The sequence below is a fragment of the Psychrobacter sp. UBA2769 genome (assembly GCF_002352555.1).
GTDB classification, from domain to species: domain Bacteria; phylum Pseudomonadota; class Gammaproteobacteria; order Pseudomonadales; family Moraxellaceae; genus Psychrobacter; species Psychrobacter maritimus.
The window spans coordinates 1-18,334 of sequence record NZ_DEIR01000001.1; the positions used below are offsets into that span (position 1 = coordinate 1).

At 40.5% G+C, this 18,334-nt stretch carries 15 protein-coding genes; 9 read left to right on the forward strand and 6 right to left on the reverse strand.

Annotated elements, in window-relative coordinates; translation table 11 throughout:
• A partial coding sequence (locus B3Q63_RS00005; protein WP_296172280.1) for an AMP-binding protein occupies nucleotides 1-1,092 on the forward strand: 1,092 nt, incomplete at its 5' end.
• Nucleotides 1,093-1,823: 731 nt separating this feature from the next.
• Nucleotides 1,824-3,524: an AMP-binding protein gene (locus B3Q63_RS00010; protein WP_296172282.1), complete on the forward strand. Its 1,701-nt coding sequence runs from the start codon at nucleotides 1,824-1,826 to the stop codon at nucleotides 3,522-3,524.
• A gap of 118 nt (nucleotides 3,525-3,642) precedes the next feature.
• Here the strand turns inward: B3Q63_RS00010 and B3Q63_RS00015 are convergent, their stop codons facing one another.
• The 5 genes from B3Q63_RS00015 to sohB form a co-directional block, all read right to left on the reverse strand.
• The gene (locus tag B3Q63_RS00015; protein ID WP_296172283.1) at nucleotides 3,643-4,512 is read right to left on the reverse strand and encodes an SDR family oxidoreductase; all 870 of its coding nucleotides are present in this window, start codon (nucleotides 4,510-4,512) and stop codon (nucleotides 3,643-3,645) included.
• Nucleotides 4,513-4,775: 263 nt separating this feature from the next.
• Nucleotides 4,776-5,531: a histidine phosphatase family protein gene (locus tag B3Q63_RS00020; RefSeq protein ID WP_296172284.1), complete on the reverse strand. Its 756-nt coding sequence runs from the start codon at nucleotides 5,529-5,531 to the stop codon at nucleotides 4,776-4,778.
• 78 nt (nucleotides 5,532-5,609) lie between these two features.
• Nucleotides 5,610-6,893, reverse strand: coding sequence for a phosphotransferase family protein (locus tag B3Q63_RS00025; protein ID WP_296172286.1), 1,284 nt, complete (start codon nucleotides 6,891-6,893; stop codon nucleotides 5,610-5,612).
• 111 nt (nucleotides 6,894-7,004) lie between these two features.
• Nucleotides 7,005-8,255: an acyl-CoA dehydrogenase family protein gene (locus B3Q63_RS00030; protein ID WP_414706288.1), complete on the reverse strand. Its 1,251-nt coding sequence runs from the start codon at nucleotides 8,253-8,255 to the stop codon at nucleotides 7,005-7,007.
• Nucleotides 8,256-8,533: 278 nt separating this feature from the next.
• Nucleotides 8,534-9,520, reverse strand: a complete 987-nt coding sequence (gene sohB, locus B3Q63_RS00035; RefSeq protein ID WP_296172288.1) for a protease SohB — start codon at nucleotides 9,518-9,520, stop codon at nucleotides 8,534-8,536.
• A 465-nt stretch (nucleotides 9,521-9,985) separates the two neighbouring features.
• On the opposite strand from sohB, the gene aspS reads away from it, so the two are divergent.
• The 6 genes from aspS (at nucleotide 9,986) to B3Q63_RS00065 (ending at nucleotide 16,100) form a co-directional block, all read left to right on the forward strand.
• Nucleotides 9,986-11,812 (forward strand): aspartate--tRNA ligase, encoded by a 1,827-nt coding sequence (gene aspS, locus B3Q63_RS00040; protein ID WP_201563576.1) that lies wholly within the window; start codon nucleotides 9,986-9,988, stop codon nucleotides 11,810-11,812.
• Nucleotides 11,813-11,879: 67 nt separating this feature from the next.
• Complete coding sequence (locus B3Q63_RS00045; RefSeq protein WP_296172289.1) at nucleotides 11,880-12,806, forward strand: lysophospholipid acyltransferase family protein; 927 nt, start codon at nucleotides 11,880-11,882, stop codon at nucleotides 12,804-12,806.
• A 269-nt stretch (nucleotides 12,807-13,075) separates the two neighbouring features.
• On the forward strand, nucleotides 13,076-13,792 hold the full coding sequence (locus B3Q63_RS00050; RefSeq protein ID WP_414706289.1) for a glycosyltransferase: 717 nt from the start codon (nucleotides 13,076-13,078) through the stop codon (nucleotides 13,790-13,792).
• Nucleotides 13,793-13,870: 78 nt separating this feature from the next.
• On the forward strand, nucleotides 13,871-14,635 hold the full coding sequence (locus tag B3Q63_RS00055) for a glycosyltransferase family 25 protein (protein WP_296172293.1): 765 nt from the start codon (nucleotides 13,871-13,873) through the stop codon (nucleotides 14,633-14,635).
• 18 nt (nucleotides 14,636-14,653) lie between these two features.
• The gene (locus B3Q63_RS00060) at nucleotides 14,654-15,427 is read left to right on the forward strand and encodes a glycosyltransferase family 25 protein (RefSeq protein WP_296172294.1); all 774 of its coding nucleotides are present in this window, start codon (nucleotides 14,654-14,656) and stop codon (nucleotides 15,425-15,427) included.
• 55 nt (nucleotides 15,428-15,482) lie between these two features.
• Nucleotides 15,483-16,100: a YrbL family protein gene (locus tag B3Q63_RS00065; protein WP_296172296.1), complete on the forward strand. Its 618-nt coding sequence runs from the start codon at nucleotides 15,483-15,485 to the stop codon at nucleotides 16,098-16,100.
• Between the two features lie 97 nt (nucleotides 16,101-16,197).
• Here B3Q63_RS00065 and B3Q63_RS00070 read toward each other — a convergent pair whose 3' ends face one another.
• The gene (locus B3Q63_RS00070) at nucleotides 16,198-17,076 is read right to left on the reverse strand and encodes a glycosyltransferase family 2 protein (RefSeq protein WP_296172298.1); all 879 of its coding nucleotides are present in this window, start codon (nucleotides 17,074-17,076) and stop codon (nucleotides 16,198-16,200) included.
• A 153-nt stretch (nucleotides 17,077-17,229) separates the two neighbouring features.
• On the opposite strand from B3Q63_RS00070, the gene B3Q63_RS00075 reads away from it, so the two are divergent.
• On the forward strand, nucleotides 17,230-18,156 hold the full coding sequence (locus B3Q63_RS00075) for a hypothetical protein (RefSeq protein ID WP_296172299.1): 927 nt from the start codon (nucleotides 17,230-17,232) through the stop codon (nucleotides 18,154-18,156).
• Nucleotides 18,157-18,334: the final 178 nt, after the last annotated feature.

Here is an 18,334-nt window from a genome sequence, read left to right on the forward strand (position 1 = left end):
CAAAAGCCAAAGATGTCATTGGATCAAAAAGCCTTTTTGCAATATACCGGTGGTACGACTGGACTTTCTAAAGGTGCGATTTTATCTCAGCGTAATATCGTCGCAGGAGCCATGCAGTCAGAAGCATGGACGCGCCCTATTACGTCAGAGATTAATGAGGTTTATATTAATATGGTCATGGCGCTCCCGCTGTATCATATTTTTGCCTTTATGCTAAGCTCGCTTGGTATGCGTGCAGGCTATACCTTTATCCTAGTACCCAATCCACGTGATATCCCAGGATTTATCAAAACTTTATCTAAACAACCGTTCCATATCTTCCCTGCGGTTAATACCTTGTTTAAAGGCTTGCTTGATAATCCAAACTTTAAAGACCTTGATTTTAGCTCGCTACGTATCTCACAAGCAGGCGGTATGGCGGCGACCGAACAGACGGCAGCACGTTGGCTTGAAACCACGGGTTGCGCCATGATTGAGGGTTGGGGCATGACTGAGGGCGTAGCTGTCGGCACTGCCAACGTGATTACTGACCGTAAGTTTAACGGCACCATTGGCGTTCCTGTCCCGAGTGTCGATGTCATCATCATAGATGATGACGGCAAGCGCGTCGGTGTCAATGAAGCTGGTGAGATGTGTGTTAAAGGTCCCAATGTCACCTCAGGCTATCTGAATAGAGATAGTAGTGATGACTTTACGAAAGATGGCTATTTCCGTACCGGCGATATCGTCAGCATGGATGAAAAAGGCTACTTTAGACTATTAGACCGTAAAAAAGACATGATTTTGGTCTCAGGATTTAATGTCTTCCCGAACGAGATTGAATCCGTCATGCTGGATTGTGAAGGTATTATTGATTGCGCTGTGATTGGCATTCCTGATGAGCGTCAAGGCGAGGCCGTCAAAATCTATGTCATTCCTGCCGATAATAACGTCACTAAAAACTCGATTAAAGAGTTTGCTTTAGATAATTTGACCGGTTATAAATGCCCGCGTCATATCGAATTCGTGACTGAATTGCCAAAAAGTAATGTGGGTAAAATTCTGCGTCAAAAGCTGCGTGAGAAACATATCGCTGATAATCCACAGCGCTAATTAAGGTAGAATTTCAATATCTTAGTCATAAAAAAGCGCCCTATCTTCACTATAGGGCGCTTTTTTTATGCTTTAATTATTCTTCTTTACTACTGCAACCTTACGCTTTGTAACTATTCAGTTAGCTAAACTAAGATGACATTAATAATGTTTTTAGTACCGTCTTACTGAAATTAATGACTTATATTTGTAGTACTATGTATTATATGATTTGACTGCCCTTTCATCTTACATTAATAACCACTTGTCTATTTTAGCTTGCAACACAGTTTTTTTATTTTATCAAACTGAATTATAAACTAACAAGTTCTTGTATAGGAATAACAGACTCAATTGCAGTTATGTTAATGTATTGCCAAAATATGTTACGCTATTATTTATTGAATGATATTAGATATTGATAGTCTCTTCAACTGAGGTTAATCGACTAACCTTGTCTGGATGCGATATTTTTTCAGTACTACCTTTTGCAGTACTACCTTTAGCATCAACAGCACTCACTAGCCATTTAATCTACTTAGGAGCTAATGCTTGGTAGTTAAATATTTTTTAATTAAATAATCTTGTAATCCATGATATTTGTATAAAGGTCACCGTATTTTAGCAGTCTGTGAATAAATAGGATAACACTCGGCAATCCATCGATTATAGGGCGATGATGGTATTGTTGACAGGGACGTGACTACTTTTTTATAGAACCTTAACTTATCGCACATTTAAGGACGCTAAGTATGACCACTGATAAGCCTTGGCTTGCTCAATATCCAGCAAACGTACCAAATACCATCAATCCTGATCAATACGAAAGTCTTATAGAGCTCTATGAAGAGTGCTTTAATCGCTTTCGTATGCACCCTATGACGATCTGTATGGGTGTGACCCACACGTATGGTGATGTTGATCAAGCCTCGCTTGCCGTTGCCGCATGGCTACAAGCGCAAGGTATTCCTAAAGGCAGTGTCGTGGCACTTATGATGCCAAACGTACCGCAATATCTGCCGACGATGATTGGTATTTTGCGTGCAGGCTACGTTTGTACGCCTATCAACCCTCTCTATACTGGTCGCGAGCTGCGCCATCAATTAAATGATTCCGGCGCTCAGGTTATCTTTGTGGTTGATAACTTTGCGCAAGCGCTTGAGCAAGTCATTGAAGAGACAGATATCAAGCGTATTGTCCTATCAAAAATGGGCGATATGATGGGTTTAAAAGGTATTTTGGTAAATACCGTTATCCGTCAGGTCAAACGCTTGGTGCCGAAGTACAATCTTAACGATCCTAAATACAACGTCACCAAATTCCCTGATGTGCTAAAAAAAGGCAAAAACTTACCTTTCCAAGCACCAAAAACGGCTTTGCAACACAAAGCTATTTTGCAATATACCGGCGGTACGACAGGCTTGTCTAAAGGTGCGATATTAACTCAGCGCAACGTCGTTGCCGCTGCGATGCAGTCGGAAGCTTGGTTTCGCCCGATTACCTCAGATATTAACGAGGCTTATATCAATATGGTGATGGCGTTACCGCTATATCATATTTTTGCCTTTATGCTGAGCCTGCTCGGTATGCGTTCAGGTTATACCTTTATATTGGTACCCAATCCACGTGACATGCCTGGATTTATCAAGACCTTATCAAAACAGCCGTTCCATATTTTTCCTGCGGTTAATACCTTGTTTAAAGGGTTGCTTGATCAGCCGAACTTTAAAGACTTAGATTTTAGCTCGCTACGTATCTCACAGGCAGGCGGTATGGCAGCGACCGAACAAACAGCAGCGCGCTGGTTAGAGGTGACTGGCTGTCCAATGGTTGAAGGTTGGGGTATGACGGAGTGTGTGGCAGTTGGCACCAACAACGTTATTACTGACCGCAAGTTTAATGGCACTATTGGTATCCCAGGTCCTAGCGTCGACATTATCGTGGTCAATGAAAATGATGAACCGGTCGGCTACAATCAGGCGGGTGATATGTGTATCAAAGGTCCGAACGTCATGTCAGGCTATTTTAATAAAGACAATACCAATGACTTTACCAAAGACGGTTACTTCCGTACGGGCGATATTGTGAGTATGGATGAAAAGGGTTATATCACCCTACTTGATCGCAAAAAAGACATGGTTTTGGTCTCAGGCTTTAACGTCTTTCCTAATGAAATCGAGTCGGTCATGCTTGATTGTAAAGGGATTGTTGAATGTGCAGTCATCGGCATTCCTGATGACCACCAAGGTGAGGCGGTTAAAATCTATATCGTGCCTGCTGATAACAATGTCACTAAAAGTGACATCAAAGAGTTCGCTATTGACAATTTAACGGGCTATAAATGCCCACGCCATATCGAATTTGTCAGTGAGCTACCAAAGAGCAATGTCGGCAAAATACTACGCCAAAAACTGCGTGAAAAACATATGCTAGACAATCCACAAACCTTGTAGCATTGAAGACTTAAAAGTTTCAAAAGTAATAAAAGCCCGCTATATAAAATGTAGCGGGCTTTTTGTTATTTTAATTCTGTCTGTACTGTTTTTAGCATAACCAGCAAAATAACTGATATCAGCTGACCTTATTAACCACTTGTAACGGCAAATGCTTCATGGCTTGACCGACAATCGACCACGGTAAACTTGGTACACAAGCTTCGTTTACTCTTGCCTCAATCGCGGCAACGATTGCTGTCGTGCCTGTCTCTGCATCGACTTCAAACGGTAAAGGTTTGGCATTTTCATTGATTTCGGTGCGCACATAGCCTGGATAAATGGTGGACACTTGAATCGGCAGCTTGGTTAAGAGCATATCAGCCCGGATACCCTCTGCTAAATGCGCCAAGCCCGCCTTACTTGCGCCATAAGCGGTCAAATGCTTAGGCAAGCCGCGCATCGCTGACATACTTGATATCACCACTAAATGACCGCTATTTTGTGCACGGAAGATATTCATCGCCGCTTCACATTGCGCGAGCGCAGAGACAAAGTTAATCTCAACGGTACGGCGGTTGGTATCAAAGCGCCCTTTACCAATACGGCGACTGTCGCCGATACCGGCATTCACCACCACGCGATCGATATGACCAAAATCCGCTGCAAAGGCATCAAACACTGTAAAAATCGCATCGTAATCGCTGACATCTAAGACTCGATATTCGATACGAATATCAGGATATTGAGCCAATAATTCTGCTTTTAAATCTTCTAAACGCTCGGTACGGCGGGCACAAATCGCAAGGTTATAACCGAGTTTAGCAAACAATCTTGCCATGCCCTCGCCCAATCCTGAGCTGGCACCGGTGATTAAAATCGTTTTACCACGTCCAACTTGCTGCTTATTTAAGCCTTTTAAGTAACGAGCTGGTTGAATCGCACTAAATAGCTGATTTTTACTTTGTTTGGCGCTGTTGGTGACCAAATTTATCAATGTATTTTTCATGGACTATCCTATCCTGTTGGTATCAATACAAAATGACGTCGATTGTCTATCATAGCGTAAATTTATATAATAAGTTTAGCACTTATACCGTAAACCAAACACGCAATCAATTTACAGCGCCATAAAACTAAAGCATTTTAACGATGCTACTTAATGATTTTAAATCCAAGCCATAAAAAGCGACTACCTATTTAAAGTAACCACTTTATGATGTTTTTAATTGGCTTTTTAATGATGGCTTTAATATTTTACTCATTTCTTTTTTATCGCCACGTCACAAAGCGCTTGCCTTCAGAAAACAGATGACTGTATTCATTGACAGACAATAAGCGCGTACGCTCATTTTTCATTGTAAGAGACGTTACGCCAGTATTGACCAAGCTTTTATTGATTTGATAAGCGGTTGAACTGCCTTGTTGCAATAACTGCGCGGTGATAGCAGCGATGATACCGCCCGAGGTAAAGACCAGCACTGTATCATCACGACCCAACTGTAAGTTAGCAACCTGTAGACGCACTTGCTCAAGCGCTTGCTTTGCTCGCTCACTAAACTGCACCCAGCTCTCGATATAGTCGCTGTCGTTATCACCTGCATGCCAGCGCTGCATCGCCGCATCAAACAGCTCAGCTAATCGCGTAGAGGGCACTTCTGCTTGCGCAATCTCAGCCGCGATTGCCGCGCGATTGCCAAAAGCCGGATTGGATTTTATTAACACATCTTTATGATTAAACTCATCAAATTGTGGCAGCACATAACTATCAGGCTGATTCATATCAATTGCAGGCGTGCGAAGCGTATCAGTATCAGCCACAGACGACTGATAACGCTCCCAAAAATGCCGTGCTGAGTCTTGTTGCCTAACCAAGCTACCAGTAAAAATCGCATTGATGCGGCGCTGCGTGCTTGCATAGTGTTGACCGAGCATTTGCGCTTGTATACCGCCAAGCTTTGAGAGCTGATCGTAATTTTCTTGTCCAAAGGACGCCTGACCATGACGGGCCAGAAGGATGGTTGTCATAAAACACTGCCTTTTATCATAATTTTTACATGCCGTTTTCTACCGCTTCTCTACAGTTTATTTATAAAGAATAAACTGTTACTCATCTGATGATTGCGGCGCTTTAGTAAAATAGCCTTTTGGCAAAATACCTTTGACCACTTTTTGTACGGGAGTTGGTAATTGCTCAATCGTAGCAGCGTCGATACCAATCTCTTTTAATTGTGGCTGTACATAAGTATTGAATAACGCCTCACCTTCGTACTGCGCAATCAGCTTGAGACATTTGGCATGTAGTACATGGACGATGAGCCAAAAGTTCTTAAACGCTGGATTGGTGGTTTGTTTATTATAATAACGATAGTAAATTTGCTGCACGATACCCGCTAGACGGAACAGACCGAACACTTCATAAAACGTCCAATTGTCTATCTTAAGACCCGATTGCTTCAGGTAGTAGTCAACCACTTCATCACGGGTCATCATACCTTTTAAATGCGTTGGCTGACGGCGTGACTGCTGCATGATGATGTTGTCATCTTCTTCGACCCAATAAGCCAATGCACTACCCAAATCCATCAAAGGATCACCCAAGGTTGCCATTTCCCAATCGAGTACACCAATGACCTTGGTTGGATCAGCAGCATCCAAAATCACATTATCAAAGCGCCAGTCATTATGAATGAGGCAAGTCTTACTATCAGCAGGCGTATGCTTACTTAGCCATTGACGAACTAAGCCAAAGCTTGGCACGTTTGGCGTTTTGGCTTTGATATAACGCTTATCCCAACCAGTTACTTGGCGCTCGCAGTAACCTTCACCGCGTCCAAGGTTGACCAAGTCAGGATGCTCTTTATAATCGACTTGATGTAAGTCAACCAACGCATCAATGACATTGGTACATAAGGCGCGCGTCTGCTCTACATCTAAATCGATACCTTTTGGCAAATTGGCACGAGGAATGATGCCTTCCATGCGCTCCATGACATAAAAGTCCGCACCGATGACATTTTCATCAGTACATAGCGCGACCATTTTTGGTACGTACGGATAAGCATCTTTTAAGGCTTTTTGCACGGTATATTCACGTACCATATCGTGCGCTGACTTAGCCTTAGTGCCTTTTGGCGGACGGCGTAAAATAAGGTCTTGGCTCTTACCTTCGCCTTCATATTGCAGCCGGTAAGTCCAGTTTGAAGCACCGCCAGAGAATTGAGTAACCGTTGGCTCGCCTTCTATATCAACACCTTGCTCGCGTAGCCAATTGCTGACTGCTTTTGCATCAAGCTCTTCGCCCTCTCGCACTTCGCCGCCTTTATCTAAGACTTTATTAAGTGTTTGATCGTTATTGTCAGTGTTGTTGGCATGATTGTCAGTTGCCATAAGATATTCCTTATCGTGTGGTCAGTTATTTTTATCAATAATTACAGTGATGAAAAATTCACTATTAACTGATTAATAGTGAATTTTTAGAGATGGTATTTTAACGTTATATTACGATTTAGCAGGTTTCAACGAACGGCTAAAACCTTGACGCTTAAGCTCTAGTTTCGCAATCATGGTTTTATGTACTTCATCAGGACCATCGGCTAGACGTAGCGCTCGAGCTTGAGCATAAAAGGACGGCAACATGGTATCTTGGCAAACGCCCATGCCACCATGGATTTGAATCGCCATATCGACCACTTCTTGTAATACAGTCGGTGCAACGACTTTAATCGCAGAGATTTCTGTGAGTGCTGCTCTGGTACCTTGGGCGTCCATTTTCTGCGCCGCGTATAGTGTCAATAAGCGTGCTTGGTCAATCTTAATACGCGCCTCAGCGATACGCTCAAAGTTACCGCCCAATTGTAGCAGTGGCTTACCAAAAGCTGTACGCTCCATGCCGCGTTTGACGGCCAGCTCTAGCGACTTCTCAGCAGCGCCAATACAACGCATGCAATGATGAATACGACCTGGCCCTAAGCGACCTTGCGCAATCTCAAAGCCCATACCTGGGCCACCGATAAAATGACTGACGGGCACACGTACATCATTAAAGCTGACTTCGCCATGACCGTGCGGCGCATCATAATCGCCAAATACTTTTAGCATACGCTCAATATTGACGCCTGCCGTTTTTGCTGGCACTAAAACCATCGAGTGCTGATGATGACGGTCTTTAGTGTCATCAGGGGTATAGGCCATGACAATCAAGACATCAACCGCAGGATCACCCAGACCTGATGACCACCATTTGCTACCATTGATGATAATCTCGTCACCATCGACGACAGCAGTCGCTTGCATATTGGTTGCATCACTTGAGGCAACATCAGGCTCAGTCATACAAAAGACTGAACGCGTTTTACCTTCTAATATCGGCGTGAGCCACTTGTCCTGCTGCTCCTGTGACCCATAACGCCATAGCAATTCCATATTGCCGCTATCAGGCGCATTACAGTTGAATACGTAAGGGGCAAGTAAGCTGCGGCCAGTCAGCTCAGCAATCGGTGCATAATCGGTAACCGATAACCCCGCGCCTAGCGTGTCATCTGGCAAAAATAAATTCCAAAGACCCGCTTCGCGTGCTTGTTTACGCAAGCTCTCATATTTTTCTGGCCAGTGCCATTTAGTCCAATCGCCGTCAGGATTTTGCCCATGACAATCCGCCCAAAACTGCGCTTCGATTGGCTCGATATAGGTTTCGATAAAGGCTTTAACTTTGGCATGCATGGCTTGACCATGTTCGGTGGCGGTAAACATTAATATATCGGTAGACATAGCTGACATCCTTTTCTGTTCTGCTGGTTAATTATTTTCATCACGCTCATACAAAGCTTTTATAAAAAACGCAATGAAATTCTTATAGTGTACGTGCGTATACTCTGTTCTGTATGCCACATTTATAACACAGCGTTTATCAATAAACAGCAAAAAGGCGCGACCCACTAGGACACGCCTTTTACAAAATACAAACAATGCACGATAAAAAAATGCAACGCCAAAACATCATCGACTAGATATCATGATGATATTTAAGATTATTTGAGGATATTTAAGCGACTGTTTAAATCGAAACGTGCCAAGGCATCTGGCAATTTATCAATCGCTATGCTGAGTGTCGCCTCTGCTGCTTGTGACAGCCCTAACTTTTCTGCAAGGGTTGGTTTTTGGCGTGAATGCAGCGCATACACTTCATTATTTTCCATACGCTCTAAAATATAGCTGTCTGAGGTTTGCAGGCTATCAATTAAATTAAGTTTCAGCGCATCTTCACCATACCAATGCTCGCCAGTTGCGACTTTTGCAACATCCAATGTTGGGCGATAAGTATTAACGAAGTGCTTAAATAACTCGTGTGTTTGCTCAAGTTCTTCTTGGTATTTGGCGCGGTCTTCAGCATCATTTTCACCAAATACGGTCACGGTACGTTTGTAATCGCCAGCGGTAAACATCTCATAATCGACATCATGGTTTTTCAGCCATTTATGGAAGTTTGGTAATTGCGATACCACACCGATAGAGCCAATCACAGCAAAGGGTGCCGCGACGATATTGTCGGCGACGCAAGCCATCATATAACCGCCGCTTGCTGCCACTTTGTCAACACAGACGGTGAGTTTTAGACCCGCGTCTTTTAAACGGGCTAATTGTGCAGCGGCCAAACCATAGCCATGAACCAAGCCGCCACCTGACTCTAGGCGCACCACTACTTCATCGCCTTTATTGGCAGTACTAATGAGCGTACTGATTTCTTCGCGGAGATGCTTCACCGCCGTGGCTTTGATATCGCCATCAAAATCAAGCACAAAAACTTGTTGCTTATCATCGCTATTATTCTTTTTCTTTTTGCTTTTACTTTTTACTTTTAATGCTTGTTTGGCCTTTTTAGCCATGGTTTTTTTCAGTTGTTTAAGCGCCGCTTTACCTTGCGTCGCCTCCATCAGGTCTTCACGACGTTGCTCTTGGCTTTTATTCAGGTGGATAACTCTTAGCTCAACAGGGTTTTTAGAAGGATGAAAAAGCATGAGCGGAATTCCTTGTTAGTGAAAATAGATAATCGAAATTGTTTTAATAAGGTTTTATAAGTTAGCCTGATATGTGCACAGTGGCTAGTATTTTCAAGCAAAATGACAATATTTAACTGACGCTCAATGTTATGGCATGAATACCATAAACAATGATGAACATCTTATAAACACCACATGCACACACAACGAACCAGTAAGATGCCATATTTGCTGAGCATTGCTTACTCTCAGCGCTTTGTATCGCAACCGCTGGTTGTATAACAAAGGCAGATTAGGCATAATATGTGTTTACACCAAATTTTCTGCAGCCAACGTGATGACCATTTGTCTTATATCGCGTTATTTGTGCTTTTTTAGCTAAAGGCTTGAATTGCACGGCGCTTGTATCACACGCTAGCGGCTGTATTATTGTATTTCGAATTGGGCTGACAACTGGATAATTATATTATGACGCAAAGCACTATGACGCATAGCGAATACCGAGACGAATATTGCGGCGCTGTAACCGAAAGCTTACTTGAGCAAACCATTAGTATCGTAGGTTGGGTACATCGTCGTCGCGATCACGGTGGCGTGATTTTCTTAGACATGCGTGACCGCGCAGGTATCTTGCAGGTCGTCGTTGACCCTGATACGCCAGAAGCGTTCGCTCTTGCTGATGCGGTACGTCCTGAATACGTGCTAAAAATTACCGGTCGCGTACGCCGCCGTTATGAAGGCACGGAAAACGCCAATATGACCAGTGGTCAGATTGAGCTATTGGGCAAAGAGATTGAAGTATTGGCGAAATCTGAAACCCCGCCTTTCCCATTGAATGATGAGAAAACCACGGTATCAGAAGACTTGCGTTTAAAATATCGCTACCTTGATATGCGTCGTCCGCAGATGCAAGAGCGTATGGTTTTCCGTGCTAAAGCCACTTCAACGATTCGTCGTTATCTAGATGATCATGGTTTCTTAGACGTTGAAACCCCTATCTTGACTCGTGCGACCCCAGAAGGCGCGCGTGACTATCTTGTGCCTTCACGTACTCGCCCGGGTAACTTCTTTGCTTTACCGCAGTCACCGCAGCTGTTTAAACAGTTATTAATGGTGTCAGGATTTGATCGTTATTATCAAATCGCTAAATGCTTCCGTGACGAAGACTTACGTGCTGACCGTCAGCCTGAATTTACCCAAGTCGATATTGAAACTTCTTTCTTAAATGAAGAAGAAATCATGAATATCAACGAAGGTCTTATCAAGCATCTATTTAAGACTATGATGGATGTTGAATTTGAGCAATTCCCACGCATGACTTACGCAGAAGCGATGCGTGACTATGCCTCAGACAAGCCTGACTTACGTATCCCATTAAAATTGGTCGACGTAGCCGATTTAATGAAAGACGTTGATTTTAAAGTGTTTGCCGGCCCTGCGAACGACCCTAAAGGTCGCGTTGCTGCCCTACGCATCCCTGGCGGCGCTTCATTAAGCCGTAAACAAATCGATGCTTATACTAAGTTTGTGAGCATTTATGGTGCACGTGGTTTGGCTTATATCAAAGTCAATGACGCCAGCAACATCAATAACGGTGTCGACCAAGAGTCTGGTCTACAGTCTCCTATCATCAAGAACATGACTGATGACGTATTGGTCAGCTTGATTGAACGTACTGGTGCCCAAAGCAACGATATTATCTTCTTTGGTGCGGATAAAGCCAGTATCGTCAATGACGCAATCGGCGCACTACGCCAAAAGATTGGTCTAGATTTAGAAATGACGACTTGTGAATGGGCGCCACTTTGGGTCACTGACTTCCCAATGTTTGAAGAAACTGACGATGGGAAATGGACGTCAATGCACCATCCGTTCACGAAGCCAAAAGGTTCTGTTGAAGAATTAAAAACCAATCCTGAAGCGGCACTTTCTATCGCTTATGATATGGTACTAAATGGCACAGAAGTTGGCGGTGGTAGCTTACGTATCAATACCTATGATATGCAGCAAGCCGTACTCGAAGCGCTTGGTATCGGAGAGCAAGAGGCTCAAGATAAGTTTGGCTTCTTACTTGACGCCTTAAAATTCGGTGCGCCTCCGCATGGTGGCTTAGCCTTTGGTTTAGATCGCTTAATTATGCTCATGGTAGGCGCAGACTCTATTCGTGATGTCATCGCCTTCCCAAAAACCAAAACGGCTGAGTGCCCACTAACCCAAGCACCTGCTGAAGTTGATAGCAAGCAGCTACGTGACCTTGGTATCCGTGTGCGCGAAAAAGCACAGGCTGACACCAACAAACCTGCGCAATAAATAGTCAGATAATGCTTAGTTACTTATTATCTGACTGGTTACGTGATTCATCACCGTGTGAACGGTCATGAATCCGTATCATATCTTTAAATTCGTGCCACTGTCTGTCTTACAGATGCTGGCACGTTTTGTTGCTTGGGTAATATTACGCCTACCAAATGCTAGCATTATGCGTACTGTCAGTATCAATATGGCACTGATTGCGCCGTCGTTATCTGAGCGACAAAAACAAGCCTTAACCAAAGACATTATTTATCATCAATGTTTAACCAGTATTGAGTCTATCAAGAGTTGGGCGATGCCACCTGAATGGAGTATTGCTCAAATTCATGACGTTTATAATAAAGATTTTTTATTAGAGGGGCTTGCCAATCCTAATGGCATGCTGGCGATTGTCCCACATCTTGGCACGTGGGAGATGATGAACGCTTGGCTTAATCAGTTTGGTTCGCCAACGATTATGTATAAGCCTGTTAAAGGCGATATTACCAATGACTTTGTCCTGCAAGGTCGCTCGCGTCTGAATGCAACACTGGTTCCGACCGATGGTAGCGGCGTAAAAGCCGTATTTAAGACCCTTAAACAAGGTGGCTTTAGTATTGTACTGCCCGATCATGTTCCCGATCCATCAGGCGGTGTGGTCGTACCTTTCTTTGGTGTTGAGACCTTAACCAGTACATTGGCATCCAAACTCGCTAGCAAGACCAAATGTGCGTTGGTCGGCTTATCCTGCATTCGCCGTGATGACGGGCGCGGCTTTGATATTTACTGTTATAAATTAGATGACCCCGCCCTATATGATCGCAATACTGAAACCGCTGCTTATGCGCTTAATCTGGCCATGCAACAGATGATTGAAGATAAATGCAGTCATTATATGTGGGGTTATCGCCGTTTTAAGCACATACCCGTTTTAGACAATCCTTATATCGCTGATAAAGAAGCATTAGCAGCGTTTATTCGTAATCAAAACTCTAAGCATACAAAATCGTAAGCTATGAATAATCAATAGCTGATAATAAGTAAAACAATACCAAGATCTAACCTCTAATACCTAACACTTAAGAAATAATGTGAATAATAGGTGTGTTAATATCAGTCAACGTTCGTATTATTTACATCCTTTTAAGTTCTAGTTTTTTAACATTCGTTCTTCATTTATATCAATATGAGTGCATGATGGCAACTGACGTAAAGCAAAACTTATCAATAGACTCAGCTCAAACAGACGGCAAAGACTATGCGCAACGTTATATTATTTGTATGAAATGGGGCGATAAATACGGTGCAGAATATGTCAACCGTCTTTTTAATATGGTTAGTCGGCATCTGACCTTAGATTTCCAAATGGTCTGTCTTACCGATGATAGCACCGGCATCGACCCTGCCGTTCAATGTTACCCGATTCCAGAAATGGATTTACCAGCAGGCCCTGAACGTGGTTGGAAAAAACTGACGACTTTTAAGCCGGAATTATATGACCTAAGAGGCGTTGCATTATTCTTAGACATCGATATCGTGATCGTCGATAATATCGATGCTTTTTTCACTTATAAAGCTGAGTATGAAGACAGCGTCGTCATCATTCGTGACTGGAAAAAGCCATGGCGCATGATTGGTAATAGCTCAGTTTATCGCTTTAATATTGGTATGGGCACTTATCCTGATTTGCTCGCAAATTTTGAGCGCAACTTCGACAGCATTCGTCAGCAAGTCCGCCACGAGCAAGCTTATCTCTCTAATTATCTGCGTGAGCATCATCACTTAGAATACTGGGATAAGGACTGGTGTGTCAGTTTTAAATATCAGTGTATTGCCCCTATCCCATTTAACTTAGTGCGCGCACCGACGTTGCCTGAGGGCGCAAAAATTGTTATTTTCCATGGCGAGATTAATCCACCAGATGCCATTAAAGGCGGCGGCGGTAAGTGGTATCGTCATGTAAAACCAAGCCCTTGGTTGAAGGAGCATTGGCATTGACATTTTCGAATTTTTACATAACATTTCAGGCTAAAAAACTGCAGATAGAAACCTTATCAATACTAGAGATAAAAAAGCATGAAAGTACAGACTTACCTAATTAATCTTGATGGTAGTGATGAACGCCTAAAAAGTGCCAAGCAACAGCTTAATAGCATAGGTTGGGATTTTGAAAAATTTTCGGCATTTGATGGACGAGGAAAAACACTATCTAGTTTTGAGAACTATGACGATCAGCAAGCGAAAAAGCTCTTAGGACGTAGTTTATTAAACTCTGAGATTGGCTGCTACTTAAGTCACTATAATTGTGCCCTGAAATTTTTAGAGAGTGATGCAGATTACTTAATCGTTTTAGAAGATGATATGCAGTTATCTGCTGATTTTAAACAAGTTATATCTCCACTATTAGATTACTTATTCTCTAACACACGCCCAGAGTGGTATCTGATAAATATTGCAGCAAATAAGAAGAAACTTGCTAAAGATATTACGGAGATAAATGGTCATACCTTATGGCATGCTTATTACTTCCCAGTGCTAGGATTAGGTTTGATATGGTCAAGAAAAGGAGCAGAAGCGTTCATTGAAAAAGGCAAGACTATTACAATGCCAGTGGATGTTTTTTTTCAGCGATGGTTGAGCGATAGTGGTAGAGGTTTAGGAGTTTGGCCGCCTTTGGTCACGCCTATGGGTTTGGATAGCGACATTTTGGGTACCGTAGCCTCCCAAAATATAAAGCGTAAAGATAAAGAAAATAGAGATTCTACTTACTTTATTAAAAAGCAAAAAAGAATGTTGCAAGATAAAGTATCTGCCATCAAAAACTTACTTACCATTAAATAGACCTTGGTTATCTAAATTATGAAAAACTTTGTCATCAGCTTACAGTCGGCTAAAGAGCGCAGAGAGCATATCAATAATGAGTTTGATGAGCATAATGTCAATTTCGAGTTTTTTGACGCTTTAACGCCAGACAGTGCTAAAGACTATGCTAAAAGTTTGGGTTTAAATATAGACGATGCTAGCCTAACACCAAGAGAGCTAGCTTGTATGATGAGCCACGTCGCAATATGGAAGAAGGCCATTGATGAAAATATTCATTACATCACTATTTTTGAAGATGATATCTATTTAGGTGAAGACGCCGAAAGCTTATTAAATAGCTCTGAATGGATAAAGCCTGATTGGAACATCATAAAGATAGAAGCTTTTTCAAAAAAAGTTTTTCTCTCTACTACTAGATACAACGTTTTATCAAATAAACGTCAAATCGTAGAACTCAGAGGAAAAAACTTAGGTGCAGCTGGTTATACTATTTCTTTGAAAGGCGCAAAATTATTTTTAGATTATATTGTGACTCATAAGATTCAACCAATTGATGAGATTATATTTGATATCTTTGTTAATAAAAAAATTGAACCGGTATATCAGATGATACCTGCACTGTGTGTACAAGAAATGATTCTTAAAGAACGCCAGAATGTATTTTCTTTACCTAGTTCACTAGAATGTGAACGTAGGGCTCGCATGAAGTTAGATAAGAAGAGAGGCTTATTTAAAGTAAAAAGAGAGGCGAATCGACTCATCTTACAAACAAAGGCAGCTCTATTTGCTAAAGAAGTATTCTTCAAATAAACATAGAAAAGCCAAGTTAAATATAAACTGATTTCAATTATAAAGGCTAAATAGCATGGTTTTAGTTGAGAAGCTTAAGTTTTTAGGTCAAGGGACTCAAAAACTCGTCTATGAGCATCCCGACGACCCTCAAAAAGTCATCAAAATAATGAAACCTGAGAACGCTACAATTGATGGTGGTAGAGCCAATCAACATCATTTACGCTCGCATCGCTCTCAAGGTATTTATAGACATTTCCGTCGGGAATTACTTCAGTATTTACAGCTATGTAAAAACAACTATAAAGATAATAATTTTACTTTCCCTATCGAAACGGTGCATGGCTTTATTGCTACCAATAAAGGCTTAGGATTGGTCACTGAAAAGATAACGAGCCCAAATGGAAATTCACTAACCTTAGAACACCTTCTCATTAATGGCGATTTCAGTACAAAGCAAAAAGAGGCACTTAATACTTTCTTTAATGAGTGCTGTAGATACCATGTAGTTTTTGGGGAAGTGAATATTGGCGGTATTATGTATACTGAACATCGTCAGGGACGTCCAGAATTCGTATTGGTTGATGGTATTGGTGAAAAACTCATTATACCTTTTAGATCTATGAGTAAAAGAATCAACACTCATAATGTTAGAAAAGTTGAGAAGAAAATAAAAAGTCTAATAGATTTCTAATATACAAAGTCTTTTTTTATGATCAATAGAATATATCTATTATGGTCCTTCTGGTATGAGAGTAGAGTAAAAAAAGCAATGATAATAAAAATACTTGTTAATATAGACAGTTAGCTGAGCTATCAATAGTTTCTCTAATTATATCTAACATTACCTGATTTTTTAAGACTTTATGTTTATATTTTTTAGAAAAAATACCTAGAGCTATATAGCGTATTTTTTTAATCTTTAAACTCCTTTCCAGACTTTTAATGAAACTATCAAACTGATTGGCATTATAGTGCTTATGCATAAATAATATTTTTGACTTATACCAACGATGATAAAAAGCATAGTCCTTATTAGGCTCGCTTGATCCACCTTTATGATATACGCTTAAGTCACTATTCTTTATTAAAGGAAAACCCTGTTTTCTTATTCGATAACAAAGATCTACATCCTCACAGTACATAAAAAAATCATTATCAAAACCTTCTAGCTTTTCAAACAACTCTTTTGTTATAAAAATTAATGACCCTTCAAACCAACAAATCTCATTATTATAGCCAAAATCTTCTGAAAATTCGTAACTATAGTATTCACAGCCATCATGATGATTGTCATTTAATATTTTACTACTAATTGCTCCATAATTAGGATTACTCAGAATAAAGCTATACATCGAATCTAGATATTTTTTATCGGTCATCAAGATATCTGGATTAACGATTAATAGATGCTTTGCTATAGAAATCTCAGCTGCAGCATTCGTAGCACGCCCAAACCCAATATTATCATGTATTTGCACCATTTTTATATTGAAGACGTCACGAAAGTTATTACTTTCTATCATTTCTTCAAGTTTATCATTTTGCACGTTGTTACTGATAATTATTTCAAAATCAGATTTAGACATTGTTTGATCTAGCAGACTATCTAAAAGAGCTTTGATATAGTTTTCTGTATTATAATTCACAATTAATAAAGAAAATTTCATATGAAATCCATAAATAATGACTTTAGGTTTTTATAAAAACTTAGAATAGCTTATAATGAAAGATTGTAATTATACTTAATATTTACCACAACAAAGTATAATAAACACATAATTTCTATTAAATCTTTTACAGCAACATCTTGAGATTACGATATGCATCTACATCTTTACCAAATCTGGTACGATGAAAGCTCAAAACCAGCTCAAAACTCTGGTGTGGAAGCGTTTGACTGTAGGAATAATCCTGAATTTCTTAAGCGTGAGATCGCTCACCTTATTAGGTTTTATGACGAAATAGTATCTAATTCAGATGATGATAGCTACTTTGCATTACTATCTCCACGCTTTGGTGAAAAAACCGGATTAACAGTTAGCGAAATAAAGGATTTTGTGTCAAGCAATCCTAATCATGACATATACTTATTTAACCCTTTTCCTACTCATACTTATGTAGATATAAATGTGTGGGAAAACGGTGAATCAAGACATCCAGGACTTAAGCAACTAACTCAACACTTACTTGATACTACAGGTATTGATTTCGATATTTACGCTCTGCATAGGAATAACATCTTAAATACTGTTTATTGTAATTACTGGGTAGCGTCTAAGCCTTTTTTAGACGACTTTATTAGTTTAATAAAAAACATTGACGCTACTATAAATACAATGCCTAAACATGAAAGAGATAGATACTTCTCTACTGCTCGGTATAATACCGAAGCAAGTTACTATCCATTTATTTTCGAAAGATTGATTTGCACCTTTCTTTTAATGAATCCAAATTATTCATCGAAACCATACATTTACACTTATCCATTCTTAGGATGTCATAAGTTAAAGCCATTAGAAAGCAAGTTTTATTTTTCCAGTCATAGACCTTATTTCGATGAATGGGAAACCAATCCTAATAATGTTAATATTATAAACCAAGGGTTTAGTATAGTTCAAAATAGGTTACGACCAGATGTTAGAATTAGTAGTAATAAGGTAGTTAATCGTCTATCTAATTCGCTCCTAAAAAAATTATATAACATAATTCCAATTCATATTAAAAAAGATATAGAAACTATTACATAGATCGATCTCAATACTTTCCCGAGACTATTAACTTAGCTAAAAATTCTTATATGTTCAAAAGGATATAATTCTAGAAATTTTTTCGTTATAATAGAAGTATTCCATAGTATTATGTATTAAAGAAATATATAGTAAATTCATTTTAAAGTCGATACAGTGCGACTGATATAGATGTTCA

Coding starts and splice junctions, on each gene's coding strand:
- aspS (WP_201563576.1), top strand. CDS start 9,986: ATGACGCATAGCGAATACCGAGACGAATATTGCGGCGCTGTAACCGAA.
- B3Q63_RS00030 (WP_414706288.1), bottom strand. CDS start 8,255: ATGTTTACCGCCACCGAACATGGTCAAGCCATGCATGCCAAAGTTAAA.
- B3Q63_RS00015 (WP_296172283.1), bottom strand. CDS start 4,512: ATGAAAAATACATTGATAAATTTGGTCACCAACAGCGCCAAACAAAGT.
- B3Q63_RS00075 (WP_296172299.1), top strand. CDS start 17,230: ATGCATCTACATCTTTACCAAATCTGGTACGATGAAAGCTCAAAACCA.
- B3Q63_RS00010 (WP_296172282.1), top strand. CDS start 1,824: ATGACCACTGATAAGCCTTGGCTTGCTCAATATCCAGCAAACGTACCA.
- B3Q63_RS00055 (WP_296172293.1), top strand. CDS start 13,871: ATGAAAGTACAGACTTACCTAATTAATCTTGATGGTAGTGATGAACGC.
- sohB (WP_296172288.1), bottom strand. CDS start 9,520: ATGCTTTTTCATCCTTCTAAAAACCCTGTTGAGCTAAGAGTTATCCAC.
- B3Q63_RS00050 (WP_414706289.1), top strand. CDS start 13,076: ATGAAATGGGGCGATAAATACGGTGCAGAATATGTCAACCGTCTTTTT.
- B3Q63_RS00025 (WP_296172286.1), bottom strand. CDS start 6,893: ATGGCAACTGACAATCATGCCAACAACACTGACAATAACGATCAAACA.
- B3Q63_RS00020 (WP_296172284.1), bottom strand. CDS start 5,531: ATGACAACCATCCTTCTGGCCCGTCATGGTCAGGCGTCCTTTGGACAA.
- B3Q63_RS00070 (WP_296172298.1), bottom strand. CDS start 17,076: ATGAAATTTTCTTTATTAATTGTGAATTATAATACAGAAAACTATATC.
- B3Q63_RS00060 (WP_296172294.1), top strand. CDS start 14,654: ATGAAAAACTTTGTCATCAGCTTACAGTCGGCTAAAGAGCGCAGAGAG.
- B3Q63_RS00045 (WP_296172289.1), top strand. CDS start 11,880: ATGAATCCGTATCATATCTTTAAATTCGTGCCACTGTCTGTCTTACAG.
- B3Q63_RS00065 (WP_296172296.1), top strand. CDS start 15,483: ATGGTTTTAGTTGAGAAGCTTAAGTTTTTAGGTCAAGGGACTCAAAAA.